General features: G+C 70.0%; 17 protein-coding genes and 1 pseudogene. 9 read left to right on the forward strand and 9 right to left on the reverse strand.

Annotation, left to right across the window (positions count from 1 at the left end):
• Window positions 1-7 precede the first annotated feature (7 nt).
• The 3 genes from ACFC8N_RS36425 to ACFC8N_RS36435 are packed head-to-tail and all read left to right on the forward strand — an operon-like array spanning window position 8 to window position 3,908.
• Window positions 8-1,597, forward strand: coding sequence for a bifunctional 3-(3-hydroxy-phenyl)propionate/3-hydroxycinnamic acid hydroxylase (locus ACFC8N_RS36425; protein ID WP_356037101.1), 1,590 nt, complete (start codon window positions 8-10; stop codon window positions 1,595-1,597).
• Window positions 1,594-3,573, forward strand: a complete 1,980-nt coding sequence (locus ACFC8N_RS36430) for an acetoacetate--CoA ligase (protein ID WP_376293240.1) — start codon at window positions 1,594-1,596, stop codon at window positions 3,571-3,573. Before ACFC8N_RS36425 ends, ACFC8N_RS36430 begins: the two co-directional genes overlap by 4 nt.
• Window positions 3,570-3,908 carry a DoxX family protein gene (locus ACFC8N_RS36435; RefSeq protein WP_376293242.1) on the forward strand — a complete coding sequence of 113 codons (339 nt, stop codon included), beginning with the start codon at window positions 3,570-3,572 and terminating at the stop codon, window positions 3,906-3,908. Before ACFC8N_RS36430 ends, ACFC8N_RS36435 begins: the two co-directional genes overlap by 4 nt.
• Window positions 3,909-4,109: 201 nt before the next feature.
• On the opposite strand, the gene ACFC8N_RS36440 is transcribed toward ACFC8N_RS36435, so the two are convergent.
• The 4 genes from ACFC8N_RS36440 to ACFC8N_RS36455 form a co-directional block, all read right to left on the reverse strand.
• Window positions 4,110-4,637: a LysR substrate-binding domain-containing protein gene (locus tag ACFC8N_RS36440; protein WP_376293244.1), complete on the reverse strand. Its 528-nt coding sequence runs from the start codon at window positions 4,635-4,637 to the stop codon at window positions 4,110-4,112.
• A gap of 89 nt (window positions 4,638-4,726) precedes the next feature.
• Window positions 4,727-5,608 carry a PhzF family phenazine biosynthesis protein gene (locus ACFC8N_RS36445; protein WP_376293246.1) on the reverse strand — a complete coding sequence of 294 codons (882 nt, stop codon included), beginning with the start codon at window positions 5,606-5,608 and terminating at the stop codon, window positions 4,727-4,729.
• Between the two features lie 109 nt (window positions 5,609-5,717).
• Window positions 5,718-6,029: an EthD family reductase gene (locus tag ACFC8N_RS36450; protein ID WP_376293248.1), complete on the reverse strand. Its 312-nt coding sequence runs from the start codon at window positions 6,027-6,029 to the stop codon at window positions 5,718-5,720.
• Window positions 6,030-6,116: 87 nt separating this feature from the next.
• Window positions 6,117-6,359 carry an antibiotic biosynthesis monooxygenase gene (locus ACFC8N_RS36455; protein ID WP_356037114.1) on the reverse strand — a complete coding sequence of 81 codons (243 nt, stop codon included), beginning with the start codon at window positions 6,357-6,359 and terminating at the stop codon, window positions 6,117-6,119.
• A 91-nt stretch (window positions 6,360-6,450) separates the two neighbouring features.
• On the opposite strand from ACFC8N_RS36455, the gene ACFC8N_RS36460 reads away from it, so the two are divergent.
• Entirely contained in the window at window positions 6,451-7,353 is a 903-nt protein-coding gene (locus ACFC8N_RS36460; RefSeq protein WP_376293251.1) for a LysR substrate-binding domain-containing protein, read from the forward strand.
• A gap of 142 nt (window positions 7,354-7,495) precedes the next feature.
• On the opposite strand, the gene ACFC8N_RS36465 is transcribed toward ACFC8N_RS36460, so the two are convergent.
• Window positions 7,496-8,095, reverse strand: a complete 600-nt coding sequence (locus tag ACFC8N_RS36465) for a TetR/AcrR family transcriptional regulator (RefSeq protein WP_376293254.1) — start codon at window positions 8,093-8,095, stop codon at window positions 7,496-7,498.
• Window positions 8,096-8,196: 101 nt separating this feature from the next.
• On the opposite strand from ACFC8N_RS36465, the gene ACFC8N_RS36470 reads away from it, so the two are divergent.
• The 4 genes and pseudogenes from ACFC8N_RS36470 to ACFC8N_RS36485 all read left to right on the forward strand — a co-directional run.
• A complete protein-coding gene (locus ACFC8N_RS36470; protein ID WP_376293257.1) occupies window positions 8,197-9,360 on the forward strand; it encodes an epoxide hydrolase family protein in 1,164 nt (387 codons plus the stop codon).
• 36 nt (window positions 9,361-9,396) lie between these two features.
• Entirely contained in the window at window positions 9,397-9,717 is a 321-nt protein-coding gene (locus ACFC8N_RS36475; protein ID WP_356037124.1) for a hypothetical protein, read from the forward strand.
• Window positions 9,718-9,831: 114 nt separating this feature from the next.
• Window positions 9,832-10,953 carry an epoxide hydrolase family protein gene (locus tag ACFC8N_RS36480; RefSeq protein ID WP_376293259.1) on the forward strand — a complete coding sequence of 374 codons (1,122 nt, stop codon included), beginning with the start codon at window positions 9,832-9,834 and terminating at the stop codon, window positions 10,951-10,953.
• Between the two features lie 172 nt (window positions 10,954-11,125).
• Window positions 11,126-11,272, forward strand: a pseudogene (locus tag ACFC8N_RS36485) (non-reducing end alpha-L-arabinofuranosidase family hydrolase); the annotation flags it as partial.
• A gap of 528 nt (window positions 11,273-11,800) precedes the next feature.
• Here ACFC8N_RS36485 and dctA read toward each other — a convergent pair.
• A complete protein-coding gene (gene dctA / locus ACFC8N_RS36490) occupies window positions 11,801-13,192 on the reverse strand; it encodes a C4-dicarboxylate transporter DctA (protein WP_376293261.1) in 1,392 nt (463 codons plus the stop codon).
• Complete coding sequence (locus ACFC8N_RS36495) at window positions 13,189-14,307, reverse strand: PrpF domain-containing protein (RefSeq protein WP_376293263.1); 1,119 nt, start codon at window positions 14,305-14,307, stop codon at window positions 13,189-13,191. Before ACFC8N_RS36495 ends, dctA begins: the two co-directional genes overlap by 4 nt.
• 146 nt (window positions 14,308-14,453) lie before the next feature.
• Between ACFC8N_RS36495 and ACFC8N_RS36500 the strand changes: the two genes are divergently transcribed.
• A complete protein-coding gene (locus tag ACFC8N_RS36500; protein WP_356036486.1) occupies window positions 14,454-15,362 on the forward strand; it encodes a LysR family transcriptional regulator in 909 nt (302 codons plus the stop codon).
• Window positions 15,363-15,682: 320 nt separating this feature from the next.
• Here the strand turns inward: ACFC8N_RS36500 and ACFC8N_RS36505 are convergent, their stop codons facing one another.
• Both ACFC8N_RS36505 and ACFC8N_RS36510 read right to left on the reverse strand, forming a co-directional pair.
• Window positions 15,683-15,970 (reverse strand): hypothetical protein, encoded by a 288-nt coding sequence (locus ACFC8N_RS36505; RefSeq protein ID WP_356036488.1) that lies wholly within the window; start codon window positions 15,968-15,970, stop codon window positions 15,683-15,685.
• A gap of 405 nt (window positions 15,971-16,375) precedes the next feature.
• Window positions 16,376-17,869 (reverse strand): RICIN domain-containing protein, encoded by a 1,494-nt coding sequence (locus tag ACFC8N_RS36510; RefSeq protein WP_376293266.1) that lies wholly within the window; start codon window positions 17,867-17,869, stop codon window positions 16,376-16,378.
• Between the last annotated feature and the right edge of the window lie 40 nt (window positions 17,870-17,909).

Below are 17,909 nucleotides of genomic sequence, written 5' to 3' on the forward strand. Positions count from 1 at the left end.
GCCGCACATGACCGCCGACCAGCCCCCACCCCCGCACTCCGCACAGCATGCACCCGTCGTGATCATCGGCGCCGGACCGGTGGGCGTGACCGCCGCCCTTCTCCTCGCCCGGCGCGGGGTCCGCAGCGTCGTCCTGGAACGGCACCGGGACGTCTACCCGCTCCCGCGCGCGGTCGCCACCGACGACGAGGTGTGCAGGATCCTCCAGGCCGCGGGCGTGGAGAAGGAGTTCGCCGCCATCTCCCGTCCCGCCAAGGGGCTGCGGCTGCTGGACGCCCAGCACCGGGTGATGGCCGAGTTCCGACGCTCCCGACACGGCCATCACGGCTACCCGCAGACCAGTATGTTCGACCAGCCCGAGCTGGAAGTCCTGCTGCGCGACGCCCTGGTCCGACGCCCGGAGTGCGAACTGCGAGGCGGCGTGGAGGTCACCGGCGTCGGCCCGGACCCCGCGGGCCCCGTGCGCGTGACCTACCGCGACGACGACGGTGAGCATCACCTGTGGGCACAGGCGGTCCTCGGCTGCGACGGCGCCAACAGCCTTACCCGCGACGCCATCGGAGCCGTCTGGGAGGACCTGCGTTTCGAGGAACACTGGACGGTCGTCGACGTCCGGACGAACGCCGACGTCCGCTGCTGGGAGGGCGTCGACCAGGTCTGCGACCCGGACCGGCCCGCGACGTTCATGCGCGTCGGCGAGGACCGTTACCGCTGGGAGTTCCGCCTGCGGGACGGGGACGAGCCGGTCCGCGAGCTGGTCGCCCCGTGGCTGCCGCCCTCGTACGACGGGGACTTCGAAGTAGTCCGCAAGACGCAGTACACCTTCCGGGCACGCGTCGCCGACCGGTGGAGCGGCGGACGCGTCTTCCTCCTGGGCGACGCCGCCCACCTCACCCCGCCCTTCATCGGACAGGGGCTGTGCTCCGGCCTGCGGGACGCGTACAACCTCACCTGGAAGCTCGCTCGCGTTCTCCAACAGGGCGCAAATGAGCGGATGTTGGAGACCTACGAAAGCGAGCGCAAGCCGCACGCACGGCATGTGATCCGGCTCGCGGTCGCCATGGGCTGGGCCATGACCGGCGGCCAGGACGGCGCCGCCGCACTGCGCCGCAATCTTCTGGCCGCCGCGTGCCGCATCCCCGGCCTGACCGAACTGGCCGGCCGTGACCTCAGCCCGTCCCTGACCGCAGGGCCTTTGGTACGGCGTCGTGCCCGCCGGGGTCTTGCGGGCACCCACTGCCCGCAGCCCTGGGTGAGGGCCGACGGTCGGCCCACCCGCCTGGACGAGGTGCTCGGGGACGACTTCACCGTCCTGACCGCCACCGACCCGTGGCCCTCGCTGACCGCGCTCGCCCACGGGCTCGGCGTCAGAGCGATCCCCGTAGCCGACCTGCGCGACGACGGCACGCTCGCCGCCTGGCTGCACGCCGGCCGGGCGGACGCCGTACTGCTGCGCCCGGATCGCGTCGTCATGGACGTCGTCCCGGCCGGTCGGCGGGACTTCACGGACACCGCCGCCTGGGCGTCCCTGCTGCACACCACGCGCAGCCCCCACCCTTCCCCACGGAAAAGCCTGCTGAGGAGCACGACGCGATGAACACGCCGTACCCGGCCCCCTTCTTCACCCCCGATCCGGAGGACACGGCCGCCAGCCGCATCGCGGACTTCGCCCGTCACGCCGGGCTGGACGGTTCCGACTACGCCGCCCTGCACCGCTGGTCGGTCACCGACCTCGAAGGCTTCTGGGGTGCGGTGTGGGAGTACTTCGACATCGACGCGGACACCCCGTACGAGCAGGTCCTGGCCGAGGAACGGATGCCCGGCGCCCGATGGTTTCCCGGCGCCACCCTCAACTACGCCCACCACGCCCTGCGCAACATCACCGACGACGGCGTGGCGATCATCGCCCTCGACGAGACCGGCGCCGGCTACGAAGTCACCGGGAAGCAGCTGCGCTCCCAGGTCGCCTCGGTGGCCGCGACCCTGCGCGACCTCGGGGTGGGACAGGGCGACCGGGTGGTCGGCTACCTGCCCAACACCCCGCACGCGATCGTCGCGTTCCTCGCCGCGGCGAGCCTCGGGGCGGTGTGGTCGGTGTGCGGGCAGGACTATGCGCCCAAGGCCGCCGCCGACCGGTTCGCCCAGCTCGAACCCACCGTCCTCATCGCCGCCGACGGCTACCTCTTCAACGGCACCACCCACGACCGTCGCGACGCCGCACTGGAACTCGCCCGCGGCCTGCCAACGTTGAAAGCGACGCTGCTGGTGGACCATGTGGGCCTGCAGCGGCCCTCGGAGAACCACCACGCACTGATCATTCCATGGGAGGACGCCTGCACCCGGACCGAGGAACTCACCTTCGCTCCGGTGCCGTTCGACCACCCTTTGTGGGTCGTGTTCTCCTCCGGCACCACCGGCCTGCCCAAGGGCATCGTCCACGGCCACGGCGGCGTCCTGCTGGAGCACCTGAAGACCCTGGCGCTGCACTCCGACCTCGGCCCCGGTGACTGCCTGCTGTGGTACACCACCACGCACTGGATGATGTGGAACCTGGTCGCCTCCACCCTGCTGACCGGTGCCACGACCTGTACCTACGACGGCAGCCCGGCGCCCTTCGCCAAGCTCGACGTCCTGTGGGAGTTGGCCGCGCGCCACCGGGTGACCGTCTTCGGCACCAGCCCGCAGTACCTCCTGGGCATGGCCAAGTACGGCATCGACCCGTCCGCGCACGACCTGTCGTCGATCCGCGTGGTCGGCTGCACCGGCTCCGCCCTGCCGGCCTCCGCCTACCCCTGGGTCCGCGACCACGTCGGCGACCACGCCCTGCTGGCCTCCATCAGCGGCGGCACCGACGTGGTGTCCGGCTTCGCGGGCAGCGCGCCCAATACGCCCGTCTGGTCGGGAGAGTTGTCCGCACCGCACCTGGGCGTGGCGCTGGCCGCGTACGACACCGAGGGCACCCGGGTCACCGACCAGGTCGGCGAGCTGGTGATCACCCAGCCCATGCCGTCGATGCCGCTGTACTTCTGGAACGACCCCGACGGCACCCGCTACCACGACGCCTACTTCTCCTCCTACCCCGGCGTCTGGCGGCACGGCGACTGGATCACGCTCACCGGGCACGGCTCGGTGATCGTCCACGGCCGCTCGGACAGCACGCTGAACCGCAACGGCGTACGCCTCGGCAGCGCCGACATCCACGACGTCGTCGAACGCCTCCCCGAGATCACCGAGGCCCTCGTCATCGGCGCGGAGGAACCCGACGGCGGCTACTGGATGCCGCTGTTCGTGGTCCCGGCCCCCGGGACGACCCTGGACGACGACCTGCGCGAGAAGATCCGCGACGCCGTTCGTACGGGTGCCTCACCACGCCACGTCCCCGACGAAATCCTCGAAGCGCCGGGCATCCCGCACACCCGCACCGGCAAAAAGCTGGAGGTCCCGGTCAAACGCCTGCTCCAGGGCGCCCCCGTCGAGCAGGTCGTCAACCCCGCCACCGTGGACAGCCCCGACCTCATCGACTACTACGCGCGTCTGGGCGCCGAGCGCCGCGAAGGCAGGACCACCGCATGACCGCCGTGCTCGCCATCGTCCTGTCCCTGGTATTCCTCCCGCTGGGCCTGGCCAAGATCGCAGCGGCACCGGTCATGCGGCAAGCAGCGGCCCACCTCGGCATGTCGACCGGCCTCTATCGCGTTGTCGGCGCGACGGAGGTGGTCGGCGTCGCCGGTCTGCTGCTGGGGCTGACCTGGACGCCGCTGGGCGTGGCCGCCGCGACAGGCCTTGCGCTGCTGATGGCCGCCGCGGCGGTGGTCCACCTGCGCCACGGCGACCCGCCGGTCCGGGCCGTCCCGGCCGCCGTACTGGCCCTCATCGCTGTGACGCACGCGGCAGCAGCCATCGGCTGACGCGTGTCCTCTGCGAGCGGGTCACCATCGCACACCGGCCTTCCCTTCCCCCTGAGGGCCGAGGTGGGCCCGCGCCGACGTCCGGGGCCTGCGAGACGCCGGGCTCGACAGGCCCCCCGATGGGGTGGTCGCGGGGTGCGTGGCGCAGGTCATCGGCCCCGGCCCGAGCCGAGACCGGTCGTCACACCGCGGAACGCCTGTCTATGAACACAGGGTCCCGGCGGTCTCGATGAACAGTTCCGCGATGGCCTTGGCTGACGGTGTCGGTGGATTGTCGCGCAGCCGGGTGAGCAGGATGCGGCGAACCGGGGCCGCGGGGCCCAGGTCGATGGTGGTGACGTCATCCCGCAGGCTGGCCAGGGCGAACCTGGGGGCGAGCGTGATGCCCAGGCCGACCGCCGCCATGGCCTGGGCCTCCTGGTAGTCGTGTGCCCGGTAGGCGATCTTCGGCTCGAAGCCGGCGGCACGGCAGCTACGGGTGAGCAGCTCGGCGGCCGGGTGATCGCCCCGGACGATCCAGTTCTCCTCGGCCAGCTCCTCAAAACCGGCGGAGTGCCGGGCGGCGAGCGGGTGGCTGGTGGCGACGACCAGGCAGGTGCGGTCGTCCAGCAGATGGATGACATCGGCGACTTGTTCATCATGTTCGCGCAGCATGGGCAGGACGGTGGCGGGCGAGAGGTGCTGACCCTTCTTCGCGCCCTTGGAGATGACGAGCCGCGCCTTCGACACAGCGTCCCGCTGACGGCCGCCACCGGCTGCCAACGCTTGACCGCGGCGGACAGCCCCAGTCCCATGCGCGGATCGCAGAAGAGGGCGGTCTAGTCGTCGCCTCGGTGTCCGTCTCGGACCACCGCCAACCCGCCGGCCCGGGTCGTGATGCCCGCCGGCCCGCGTCGGGCCGAAGCGAGCACGCTGGCCGGTCGACCGAGGGTGTCACCCTGCTCCACCTCGATCGCGACCGTCTGTGCCCCTGTCGTGTCGAGCAGGTGGGCGGCCAGGCAGCCGGTGCTGTTGGCGTTGGCGACATCCTCGTCGACACCGATCGCCGGCGCGAACATCCGCGCCGCACCCGGCCGGTCGCCCACCGGCGGTACGTACACGAAACAGCCGAGGAGCCCGTACCGCCGGCGCACCTCTGCCAGCCTGCCGAGGTGTGGGCGGACTCGGAGCAGGGCCGACCGGTCGTGGACCGGTACCAGCATGCGTGGTGCGCCGGGCGCGGCGATCCGTGGCGCGTCGGTCGGATGCAGGTCGTCCGCGGTGAGCCCGAGCGCGGCGACGATCGCGGCGCGCTCGTCCGGTGCCGGGTGGCGCAGCGCGACGAGGCCCTGGTCGAACCACACCTCGATGCCGGCGGGGCGGCGGATCGCGACGGTGTCGAACGTGCGCCCGCCGGTGTGCTGGCGGTCGTTCAGCTCGCCCAGCGCGGTGCGGGTCAACCGGATGGCCTGCGCGGCAACGGTGCCGTGGCCGCAGCCGGACAGTTCGGCGGTGGCGGTGAAGAACCGGACCGGCCGGCCACCGTCCGGCGTCCGCCCCGGGCCGAGGAACGCCGCGTGCGAGGTGCCGGCCGCAGCAGCGACCGCACGCCGGTCCGCGTCCGTCGCCGCCGGGTCGTCGTCGGTGACGGACGTGGGGCTGCCGCCCCGGCCGTCGCGCCGCACGCACGCATCAACCACCGTGACATCCGGCCAGGACATCGGCCCCCCTTGACCCTGGACGAACCGGCAACCGCGAACGGCGTTCCGCCGATGGCCGGACCTGGCCGAGGCGGCCGACCGAGGGCGTCCCGGAGCGTACCGTTCTGCCTCAGCCGGTGCCGTCCTGTACCGGATAGTGGATGACGACCGCACCGCCGGTGGCGTAGTTGGCGACATCGGCGGTCACCCGCCGGCCGTGCTCCGACGCCCGCGCCGCGGCCATGGCGGCGGCGTCGGCGAAGTCGCCTTCGAAGACCGCGAAATACGGCGCTTCTCCCTGGGGCGCCGCCACGTCGAAGCTGTAGCGCCACGCAAGCAGGCCGGGCCAATTCACGACCAGTGGAAGGTGGTTGGTCACGTAGTAGTCGCGGAAGTGGTCTGGGTCTGCGGGCTTGGAATACAGGACTACCAACTTATGCATGACTGCCTCCTGTAGCTGGGTGCGGGACATCGGGATTCGGGTGAGGACGGAGGAGGTTTCGAGGCGTGCGCGGGAGTCGGTGGCCAGTCAGCGCGGGATGCCGATGAAGGCTGCGACGTCAGGGAGGGCCAGGTGGGTGTCGACCGCTGCCTGATCCGCGTGGCGTTCGCGGATCAGGCAGCGGCCCGGGTGCGTCGGGTCGCGCCGGAATCCGTGGTCGAGTACACCGGGCTCGGTGGCCGCGGCCTTCGCGAGAGCGGTGATGGCGGACTCGAAATCGGCGGTGTGCGTGCGTGCGATGTCCGGACCCGCGGTCAGTTGGATCGCCATATGCGCAGGCTAGGGCTTGATGTGCGGTCGAGGGAAAGACCGGTACGGGATAGGCTCAGAACGGATTGTTATCAATCGGCAGGGAGGGCATGTGGCGCCGGACACGGTGAGCCTGCGGTACTTCCTGGTGCTGGCGCAGGAGTTGAACTTCACCCGCGCCGCCGCACGGATCGGTATCGCCCAGCCCGCACTCAGTGCCCGGATGCGCCGATTGGAGGCGGAACTCGGTACGAGCCTGCTGGTTCGCAACACGCGAAGCGTCGTATTGACCACGGCCGGTGCGGCTTTGGCGGAGTCCGCGCCGCCCGCGCTGGCGGCGCTGGACCGGGCATGGGACACCGCCCGGAATGCAGGGGCCGGTGAACTGGGCACGCTGCGCATCGGATACAGCCTCAGCACGGGGGCCGAGACGGCACCGGCCCTGGTGGACAGGCTCATTCGCAGCAGCCCGGGACTTGAGGTAGGCGCGGTCCCGATGGCGACACCGGAGATCTCCCCCGCGGTCGCTGACGGCCGCATCGACGCGGGGATCACCCGCGGTGAACAGCCGGGTCGTGGCGTGCGCCGGTTCCTGCTGCGGCGTCAGCGCGTTGGGGTCCAATTGGCACAGCATCATCCGCTGGCCGAACACCCGGAGATCGAGATCGCCGATGCGGCCGCGTATCCGCTGCGACTTCCCGACCGTACGGCCAACCCCGTGATCCACGATCAGCTGTCCGCACTGTTCCGTGACATCCGGCCAAACCCCCGATTCCACACGCCCGCAGTCTCCTTCGACATGTCACAGCGCGACCTACGCGACGGGCTCACCCTCGCCCCGGCCGGTGAAGCCGCGGCCACGACATCACCGGCCGGTCTCACGTGGCGACCGCTGCAGGGCGCACCCACCTTGACGATCCACCTGGTCCTCCCGCGCGTGCCGTCACCACTGCACCGCCGCATCCGTACCGTCGCCAAATCTCTGGCGCACGAGCTGCACTGGCTGCCGGACTGACGCGCAAGAGGTCAAGCGAGGCGGACATCTGCGGTGGCGAGGCCGAAGACCTTGCGCCGGGCGGGGCGCGCGTCAGGTCGAGGGCGCGCCACGCGGCCTCGTTCATCCGGGGTCGGTGCGGTCGGCGAAATCTTTCATGAGGTCAGGGCTGGTCGCCTACGAGAGCGATGGCGCGCGTCTCGGGAACTCCCAGCATCAGCAGGCTCGTGATCGTCGCTGCTCGGGCGCCGAGGGTCCCGTTCGGCAGGTCGCTGTCCGCGATGGCGAACACGACGCCGTAGGCGACCTGGCTCAGAATGCCCGCCGGCAGGTGCTGTGCGAACACCTCGGTGTCCTGGCCCCGTTTCACGAGGTCGGCGAGGAGTTCGTCGACTGGCCCGAGCAGGGCGTGGATCGCCTCGCCGTACTCGCCTCGGCGCAGCGCCAGCAGCACTCGGTACCGGTGCGCCACCGGCCAGAGGCGGGCGATGAATTCGACCCACGCCGCGTCCGCTTCCGCGCCGGAGGCGTTGACATCGGCGAGCACGGCTGTCATCTCGGCGACGGCCCGTTCCGTGAGTGTCCGGACCAGGTCGAGGCGCGAGGGGAAATGGTCATAGACCGTGCGACGGACGACGCCGGCGGTGGAGGCGATCTCGCCCATTCCGGCGTCGGGGTTCTCTCCCAGCAGATCGAGGGCGACGTCGAGGATGCGTTCGCGTGTCTCGTTCATCGAGCGCGCACGGGAGGACTCGGTGGGCACGGCACCAGTATTGCACACCGGTGTACAGTGAGATTGACTGTACAGCAGTGTGCAGCGAGAGTTGTGCTGCGCTTCAAAGCTCAGGAGAAGAGAAGAAGGCCATGACCGCACCGACGCCACCTGCGTCGACCCTCGTCCGCCCGTTCACCGTGTCGATCCCGGAATCGGAGATTGACGACCTCAAGCAGCGACTGGCCAGAACCCGGTGGCCGGATCCGGAAACGGTGGGCGACTGGTCGCAAGGGGTTCGTGTAGAGAACGCCAGGTCTCTGGTCGACTACTGGGAGCGCGGCTACGACTGGCGGCGCTTCGAGTCCGAGCTCAATCGCTTCCCCCAGTTCCTGACCGAGATTGATGGGCTGGACATCCACTTCATCCACGTCAGGTCCAAGAATCCCCACGCGATGCCGCTGATACTCACGCATGGATGGCCAGGCTCGATCGTCGAGTTCCTGAAGCTGATCGGCCCGCTGACCGATCCGGTTTCGTTCGGGGGAGACGCCGCCGACTCATTCGACGTCGTCGTCCCGTCGCTCCCCGGGTTCGGGTTCTCCCAGAAGCCCACGGAGACCGGGTGGACCGTCTCGCGCATCGCCAGCGCATGGGCGGAGCTGATGAAACGTCTCGGCTACACGAGATGGGCCGCGCAAGGCGGCGATTGGGGTGCCGTCGTCACCACCGCCCTCGGGGCCATGCAACCTGAGGGGCTTCTCGGAATTCATCTGAACACCCAGTACGCCTTCCCCGCTCGGATACCCGACACCTTGTCGCCCGAACAGCGCTACGCCGTGGAGACCCTCGCCCTCTATACCGGCGATCTCGGTGGGTCGAACCACCTTCAGGGCACGAAGCCGGAGACGGTCGGATTCGCCCTGGCGGACTCTCCCGCCGGCCAGGCAGCCTGGATCTACGAGAAGTTCCAGTCCAAGACCGACAACCACGGGCTCGCCGAGGACGCTCTCAGCATCGACGACATGCTTGACGCGATATCCCTCTACTGGTTCACCAACAGTGCAGCGTCGTCCGGCCGCATCTACTGGGAGAACAGATCGCTCACTTTCGCCGGCCCGAAGGTGACGCTGCCGGTCGCGGTGACCGTCTTCCCGAGGGACATCCCACGCCTGCCACGTAGCTGGATCGAAGACACCTACAGCAATCTGATCCACTACGGCGAGGCCGACAAGGGCGGGCACTTCGCGGCCTTGGAACAGCCCGAGATCCTGGTCAGCGAAATCCGCACCGGCCTGCGCACCCTTCGATCCTGACGCCAACGCGCGAGCTCAGCTGACGATAAGCGTCTCTTGTACGGCCGCGCCGCCTGCTCGGTGCTGGCCGGGCGGCTGGTCGGCACCTTGACCGACCGGTTCACCGGCTGGCAGGTGTCGGCCCGGCTTGCGGCACTCACCGTCGTCGGCGTGCTCGTGGTCGCGATCTTCACCGGGCCGGTCCCGATCGTCGTCGGCACGGCGTTGACCGTGTGCGGGTTCGCCGGCGCCCAAGCCGTACTGGTGAGCCTCGCACCGGACCTGGTCGCCGCGGACGACCGCGACACCGCACATAGCCTGCTCAACTTCATGAACGCCTCGCGGCACTCCCCCTGGCCGGACTCGTCCTCAGCCTGACCCGGCGCCCTACCGCCGACCGCCGCCCCGAACCCGACGCCACGCGTGGGCGCCCGCGATGACGGTCCACCTGCATCTGATCCGATAACTCCCTGACCAGTAAGGAGCCTTGCCATGTCCGCCGAGCCATTCGAGGTCAGCATCACCGAAGCAGAGATCGAGGACCTGCGTGAACGATTGCGACGGACACGGTGGCCCGAGCGCGAGCCGGTGGACGACTGGTCACAGGGTTTGCCGCTGGCGTATGCGCAAGAGCTTTGCCGCAGCTGGGCCGAGGACTACGACTTCGGGTTCGCCGAGCGGCTGAACGTGTTCCCGCAGTACCGCGACACGATCGACGGGCTGGGCATCCACTTCCTGCACGTCCGCTCGCCGGAGCCGGACGCGTTCCCGCTCGTGCTCACGCACGGGTGGCCGGGTTCGGTGCTCGAGTTCCTGGAGGTCCTCGGCCCGCTGAGCGACCCGCGCGCGCACGGCGGTGACCCTGCGGACGCGTTCCACGTGGTCGCGCCGTCGTTGCCCGGGTACGGCTGGAGCGACAAGCCGTCGACAACCGGGTGGGGCATCACTCGCACCGCGCGCGCCTGGGACACGTTGATGGTCTCGCTGGGTTACGAACGATACGGCGCGCAGGGCGGTGACTGGGGTTCGGCGGTGTCCGCGGTGCTGGGCGAGGTGGCGCCCGAGCGGGTCGCCGGCGTGCACCTGAACCTGGGATCCGTGGCGGCGGGCACGTTCGACGACCCGACGCCCGCGGAGCTGGCGAATCTCGAGGCCGAGAGGGAGATGCAGCGCACCGGCCGGGGGTACTCGGCGATCCAGGCGACCCGGCCGCAGACGCTCGGCTACGGCCTCACCGACTCCCCGGCGGGACAGGCCGCCTGGATCGCCGAGAAGTTCTGGGCGTGGACGGACAACGACGGCCATCCCGAGGACGCGTTGTCGCGGCAGACGATCCTCGACGAGATCTCGGTCTATTGGTTCACCGCGTCGGCCACTTCGTCGGCGCGCCTGTACTGGGAGAGCTTCGCCAACTTCCGGGACAAGGTGACCGCGCCATCCGGGCTGTCGGTCTACCCGCGCGACATAACCCGCCCGTCGAGGCGGGAGGCCGAGCTGCGGTTCACCGACCTGCGCTGGTTCGAGGAGCTGCCGCATGGTGGCCACTTCGCCGCGCTGGAGCAGCCGGAGTCGCTGGTCAAGCAGGTGCGCGGGTTCTTCCGCCTGTTCCGCTGACTGTCCGGTCTTGTCTGCACCGCCCGCCTGCCGCTGTCGAGCGCCACCCTGAACCATCTCGCCGACCTGATACGCAGCCATCTGAAGAAGATCGGCTCGCGGCGGCGGGCCCGGCCCACGGGAAAGATCGCGGGGGATCGTGCTGGCGGTCCTGCGCTGTGACCAGCGGCCCGGCGACCTGGTCCGCAACAACCCCGACCAGACCATGACCATCGACCCCTGCCACCTGCAGCTCCTCTACCAGGGCAAGACCCCTACGGCGAGCGGCCCCTACGACCGACTGCCCTGGCGGCCGGGTCTCCTCACCCTGCAGCGCTGACCTGCCTGATCCACGGTGATCGCGATCGGGTGCGGTGCGCCGGCGCGTAGACGAGCGGTCTACGGCGTGGGCGCCGGCGCCTGGCCGAGAGGTCCGCAGCCCGACGACCCCACCGCTGGGAGAGCTGAGCGACGATGAGGAGGCCCCGGCCGCCTTCGTCGGAGAGGCGGGCGCGTCGCAGACGCGGGGCTGTGCTGCTGGCGTCGCTGACCAGTTCGCTCACCACGAGTTCCGCGGTGAAGGCGGCTTCCTGCTGGTGCCAGGCGGCCAGACGCTCACCGGCGGGCTCACGGGCCAGGGCCACGACGGAGGATTCGGCGGCAGTTCCATGAAGGTCCGGTTCCGCATACCTGGCCACCTGATGTACCTTCTGCGCGGCGTTCGCCGGACTTGATCAGCGGTTGGAGGACTGGGCGTACCGGAGGGCCGGACGTTCCTGATCAGGCCGGACGGCGAGTGCGACGTCCTGTTGAGACGTGGGAGGGCAGGTCCTGAGCGTGTGCTCCGGACCTGCCCTCCCGTGCGTCGTCAGATTGCGGCGGGGACGGGGTCGCGGGTTGGTGCGGGCGTCGGGCCGGGCTCGGCTGTCTCCGCAGAAGGAGCGGGGGCAGGGGCGTATGGAATGTCGCCGCGCAGGACGGCCTTGGCGCGGTCCTCGTCGAGTTCGCCCTCCCAGCGGGCGACGGCCAGGGTGGCGACGCCGTTGCCGACCAGGCTGGTCAGGGCGCGGGCTTCGGACATGAACCGGTCGACGCCGAAGATCAGCGCGAGGGCGGCGACGGGGACGTGGGGGACGGCGCTGAGGGTGGCGGCCAGGGCGATGAAGCCGGAGCCGGTGACGCCTGCGGCGCCCTTGGAGGTGAGCAGCATGACGGCGAGCATGGCCAGCTGCTGGGTGAGGCTGAGGTGGATGCCGAGGGCCTGGGCGAGGAAGACCGAGCCCATGGTCAGGTAGATGGCGGTGCCGTCGAGGTTGAAGGAGTACCCGGCGGGCAGTGTGATGCCGACGACGGGTTTCGAGGCGCCGGCGTGCTGGAGCTTGGCCATCATGCGCGGCAGGACGGGCTCGGTGGAGGAGGTGCCCAGGACGATCAGCAGTTCTTCCTTGATGTAGCGCAGGAAGGGCAGCAGCCGCAGTCCGTTCAGGCGCATCACGGTCCCGAGGACGACCAGGACGAAGAGGAGGGCGGTCAGCCAGAACGAGCCGACCAGCAGGGCCAGGTGGCGCAGGGTGCCCAGGCCGTAGTGGCCGATGGTGAAGGCCATGGAGCCGAACGCGCCGATGGGGGCGAGCCGCATGATCCAGCGGATGAGCGTGAACAGGACCGTGGAGAACTTCTCGACGCCCCGGGCGATGCTCAGGCCGGCCTCTCCGCTGGCGTGCAGGCCGAAGCCGAACAGCACCGACACCAGCAGCACGGGCAGGATCTCGTTGCCGGTCAGGGCGCTGACCAGGGTGGCCGGGATGGTGGCGAGGAGGAAGGCGGCGAAGCCCTCGTGGGCCGTGGTCGCTTCCGGCGGCAGGGCCTTGGCGGACAGGGTCGAGAGGTCGATGTGCAGACCGCTGCCCGGCTTGACGACGTTGACGACGACCAGGCCGATCACCATGGCCACGGTGGTCAGCACCTCGAAGTAGACCAGGGCCTTCAGGCTCACGCGGCCGACTGCGCGGGCGTTGCCCATGGAGGCGATGCCGTGGACGACCGTGCAGAAGATGATCGGTGCGATGAACATCTTCACCAGCGCGATGAAGCCGTCGCCGAGCGGCTTGAGGTCAGCGCCGAAGGACGGCCACAACCCGCCCACGGCGGCGCCGAGGAGGACGGCGATCAGGCACTGGACGTAGAGGTGGGACAGCATCCGGCGGATGCGGCCCGGTGGTGCGGTGACGGTACCCGGGGCGGCGTCGTTGCGGCTCATGCGGGGCGTCCTTCCAGGACGGGAACGAGGAGTTCGGCTCGGGCGATACGCCGGGCGGCGCGGTGCAGCAGCACCGTGGGGGACGCGCCGTCCGGTGCGGGGACGGCTTGGGTGGTGACCACGCCGGCGGGGGTGCCCAGACGCAGCGTTCCGTCGGCGGTCTGCCGGGCGACGCGGTGGGCGAGGGTGCCAGGGGTGGCGGCGGCCGTGGCCAGGGCCACGGCGGAGGTCAGGCCGATCGCCGGGTGCGGGGCATGCATGGAGACCATGCGCACGGCCAGGTCGTACTCGTCCTGGTTGATGAGCATGCCCTGTGTGGTGCGATAGGGGGCAGGCCGGGCGACGATGCCCACCTTCGGCACCGCATGGCTGACCGGATCGCCGTCGCGAGCCAGGCCCATGGCCAGCGCTGCCTGGCGCCGCAGCAGCGTCAGCGCGGGCACCGCGGTGGCGAACGCGGTGAGGGATTCCGTGCCGTCGAGGCCGAACGCCTTGGCCTCGAAGAGCGCGGTCGGCGCGCCGGCGTCCACCAGGGATGCCTCGACGGGGCCGTCCGGGCCGGTCAGCTCGTCCAGGGCCCGGCCGGTCGGCAGAGCGTGGCCGGTCGTCGAGCCCGCCGGGTCCTGAAACCCGAGCAGGACCGGCACGCCCCGTGCCGAGGTACCCGGGACCACGGCCGTGCCCTCCTCCGGAGCCACGCCCGCGGGGGTGGGGATCGTGCCGGTGAGACGTGCCCCGGTGTTGACGTTGAGCATGCGGACGGTGGTGGTGTCCGACGTGATCGGCACGAGGTCGTGGTGGACGGCGTACAGGGCCACGGCGGTGGCGCAGTTGCCGCAGTTGCTGGCCCACTCCACCCGCTCGTCGCCGATGCCGACCTGTGCGAAGGCGTACTCGACATCCACACCGGGCTGGGTCGACGCCTGTACGACGGCGGCCTTGGAGGTGGTGGAGGAGGCGCCGCCCACGCCGTCGATCTGGCGGGGGTCGGCGGCGTTGAAGGCGGCGAGCAGGAGGGCATCGACGTCCACGCCCGTGGCGGCCACGTCGCGGTGGTCGAAGATCCAGCACTTGCTGGTTCCTCCGCGGATCATCTCGCCCTGCAGACGCAGCACAACCGACTCCTCACAGCCATGAAAGGGGAAGTCCACCGACGGTCTCGCCGTGCGTGGTGTCCTCCACGGTGGGTTACGGCAGCGTGAAGTACAATCTCGGAAATCTGCATGGCTATTAAGGTGAAGTGAACGCTGGAGGTGGCGGCATGCTCGACGTCCGGCGCATCCTGCTGTTCACGGAGGTCGCCCGGCGCGGCTCGGTGACCGCGACAGCCCGCGCCCTCAACTACACACCGTCAGCGGTATCGCAGCAGATCAGCCGCCTGGAAACGGAGGCAGGCCAGCCCCTGCTGGAACGCCACGCCCGAGGCGTCACCCTCACCGACGCCGGACGGGCGCTGGCCGAGCGAGGGCAACGGATCGCACGCGAACTGCAGGCCGCGGAGAACGAACTCGCCGACTTCGCCGGCCTGCGTGCGGGCACGCTGCGCATCGGCACTTTCCCTACCGTCGGCGCCTCGCTCCTCCCGCAGGCGGTGATCGCCTTCCGGGACGCCCACCCCGACGTACGGCTGACCGTCCGCAGCGCCCGCATCGCCGGGCTCTGGACGATGCTGGAGAACCGGGAGATCGAGATGTCGCTGATGTGGGACTACGACTGGAGCCGGATCGACCGGGAGGACATCGTGGTCACCCCCCTTCTCGATGACCCGCCGGCCCTTCTCGTCAGCGACCACCATCCACTCGTCGGCCGCGACGCCGCCTCACTGGCCGACTTCGCACACGATTCCTGGATCACCCGCGCCGAACAGCATCCGGTGGCCGAAGCCCTCGTCCGTGGCTGCCGCGCCGTCGGCTTCGAGCCCCACATCGCCTACGAGGCCCACGACTACCAAGAAGCCCAGGCCATGGTCGCCGCCGGCATCGGCGTCGCCCTCGCCCCCACCCTGGCCCTGGAGGGCATCCGACCCGGCGTCCACGTCCTGCCGCTCCTGCCCCCGGCCCCGGTGCGCCGCATCCTCCTGGTACGCATGAGCGACCACGCCCTGACCCCGGCCGCCGAGGCCTTCGCGGGGTTCCTGCGGGACAGCGCGGCGGTCGCCGGGGGGCGATGAAGCCCCGGCCAGGACGCCCACGATGTACGAGGCCTCGAACACAGGTCAGCAGGACCGCCAGGTGGAGGACGGTCACTCCGGTCGCCCAGGCGCTGGAGAGCTTGCCGCCGAGGATCAGGGACACTTCCAGAACCGCGAAGAACAGCAGGAGCCCACCGCTACGAGGTCTTCCTCCAGATGTCGTCGTCGACGATTTCCGCTCATGCGGCCGCCGCGGCACTGGCGGCCGCTCGGGGCGCCGGGGCGGCGTGGTTCACGTCCGGGCGGCGAAGTGACGCGCCCTGCGTCTGCGCGTGCGGCTGGGGGGGTGATGTGCCGCGTCAGGTCGCTTCGTCGTCAAGGAGGCCCAGCAGGATGATGTCGAGCGCGTCGGCGAGCCGCTGGCGGAGGTCGAAGGGGGCTGGTTCCTCTCGGATCCAGCGCAGGACGGCCGTGAAGTAGCAGGTGGCCAGCAGTTGTCCCGCCTGGCCGCAGTCGACGCCCGCCCTGGTCTCCCCGCGCTGCTGCCCCTGTTCGACGATCCTGGCGAGTTCGGTCTCCAGGGACGGGTCCTGGAGGAGGATGTCGTCCCGCCCGGCCACGATGCACACCGCTCGACCAACGACCATTACCAGACTCCTCTGATCTCCAGAGTCATACGCAGGCCGGCCGCTGCCCTGGTGAGGCTGAATCTCTTCGGCCGCGGTTGGCAGGGCTCAAGTCCCAGCTCACGCGTGACACGGCGGTCCAGTTCAACGCCGGCGCCGATGCCCCAGCGGTCCAGCTGAGCCTGTTCGATCAGCGGCAGGGAGTCGCGCGCCGTCCGCCGGTTCCTACGCCGCAGGTGATGGTCCGGCAAAGGTCTTCCAAGTGGGGTAGACGGTGGGCGGCGGAGTAGCGCAGGTGCTGCTCGACGGTCATGATCTGGCCGCCGTGTGACGGGTGAAGAACTCCTCCGCCGCGTGGAAGCGTTGTGGGTCAGGTACACGCAACCGACATGGTGGTTGATCCGCGTCAGCGGTCCCGGCGCCCCGTCAGGAAAGACTCCACCGCTGGCTCGTCGCGCCTGTGCCCGCTTCTTGCTCCACGGCCGCCCGGCTGGTGGTCGAGGCGTTCGCAACACTGATTTCCAGGTCGCTGCCCACGCCGGCGAGCATGTAGGTGCTGTCGGTGTAGCTGCCGACCAGGTCGAGGAACCACTGCTGGTTTGTCCCGCCGTTACAGGTCCACTGTTTCAACTGGACGCCGGTGTCGGTCGATTGGTTCGGTACGTCCAGGCACAGGCCGCTCTCCACGCTCTTGAGCGTGTAGATGTTGTCCGCCACCCGCGTGAGCGTCCACTGCTGGTTCGTGCCGCCGTTGGACGGCCACTGGATGATCCTGGCGCCGTTCGCCGTGGAGCCGCTCGGCACGTCCATCAACAGGGAGCTGTTGACGTTCTTCAGGGTGTGGACGCCCTCAGCGGGGATCCCGCTGTCGGCCGTCCAGGTTCCCGCTGAGGTGTCGAGTGACCAGGTGGGGTACTGGCCGAGGTTCACCGTGGTGCCCCTGACGGTCAGGGGCAGCCAGATCAGTTTCGACGCGCCGAGGTCGGAGGTGTTCCAGCGGTCGCCGGCGTAGATGTAGGTGGTGCCGGAGGAGCCCTGGACGGTGATGACGTTCGCCGTCTGGCTGCCGTAGGTGCGGGTGCCGGGCGCGGCCAAGTTCCGGAAGGACGACCAGGGGCCGCCCAGTGACGTGGCGGTGGCGTAGATGTTGTCGTTGAGGCTCCAGCCCGTCAGGCGGGAGCCGAAGACGTAGTAGGTGCCGTCCTTCTTGATCATGGCGGGGGCCTCGACGCTGCCGCTGCTGCCGCTGCTGCCGAGCACCGCCACCGCGCTGTCCACGGACAGGTAGTCGGCGGACAGTTTGTCGACGCGCAGGCCGTTGTTGCGGTCCTCGCTCAGCAGGTAGCCGGTGCCGTCGGTGTCCTGAAACAGGCCGAGGTCGCGGCTGAGTTGGCCCAGCGGCCGGAAGCTTCCCCGGTAGGTGTAGGGGCCGCACGGGGTGCTGCTGGTCGCCACGCCGACCTTGGCCTCGGAGTAGTTCCTGCTGTCGATGTGCATGTACATCACGTATGTGCTGGTCGACTTGTTGTAGATGACCTTGGGCCGCTCCACGATGCGGCTGGGGCCGAGGTCGCCGCTGCTCTGTCTGCTCAGCGCCTGGCCCTGGTAGGCCCAGCTGGCGAGGTTGGTGGAGGTGTAGCAGGCGATGTCCTGGAAGGACGTGTCCGACGAGGTCTCGCCGGTCTTGTCCTCGCCGAAGCCGTACCAGGTGTCTCCCACCTTGATGATGCCGAGGCCGTGCAGTTGCAGGGTGTTGCCGTTCTGGTCGGTGCGTGCGGCACCCGTGGTGAACGACACCGTGGCCGCGTGCGCCTCGGTCGCCGGAAGCAGCAGCGCCGCAAGGCCTCCCAGGAGGGTCAGGAACGCTGCGGCCCCGCGCCACCGTCGGCCGGCGGGCGGCCGGGGAACTCCCTGGAACATGTGCGTCCCTCTCGGTCGAGGTTTGACGATCCGTTGATGT

Origin of the sequence: Streptomyces sp. NPDC055966 (genome assembly GCF_042269865.1) — a bacterium.
Lineage (GTDB): Bacteria > Actinomycetota > Actinomycetes > Streptomycetales > Streptomycetaceae > Streptomyces.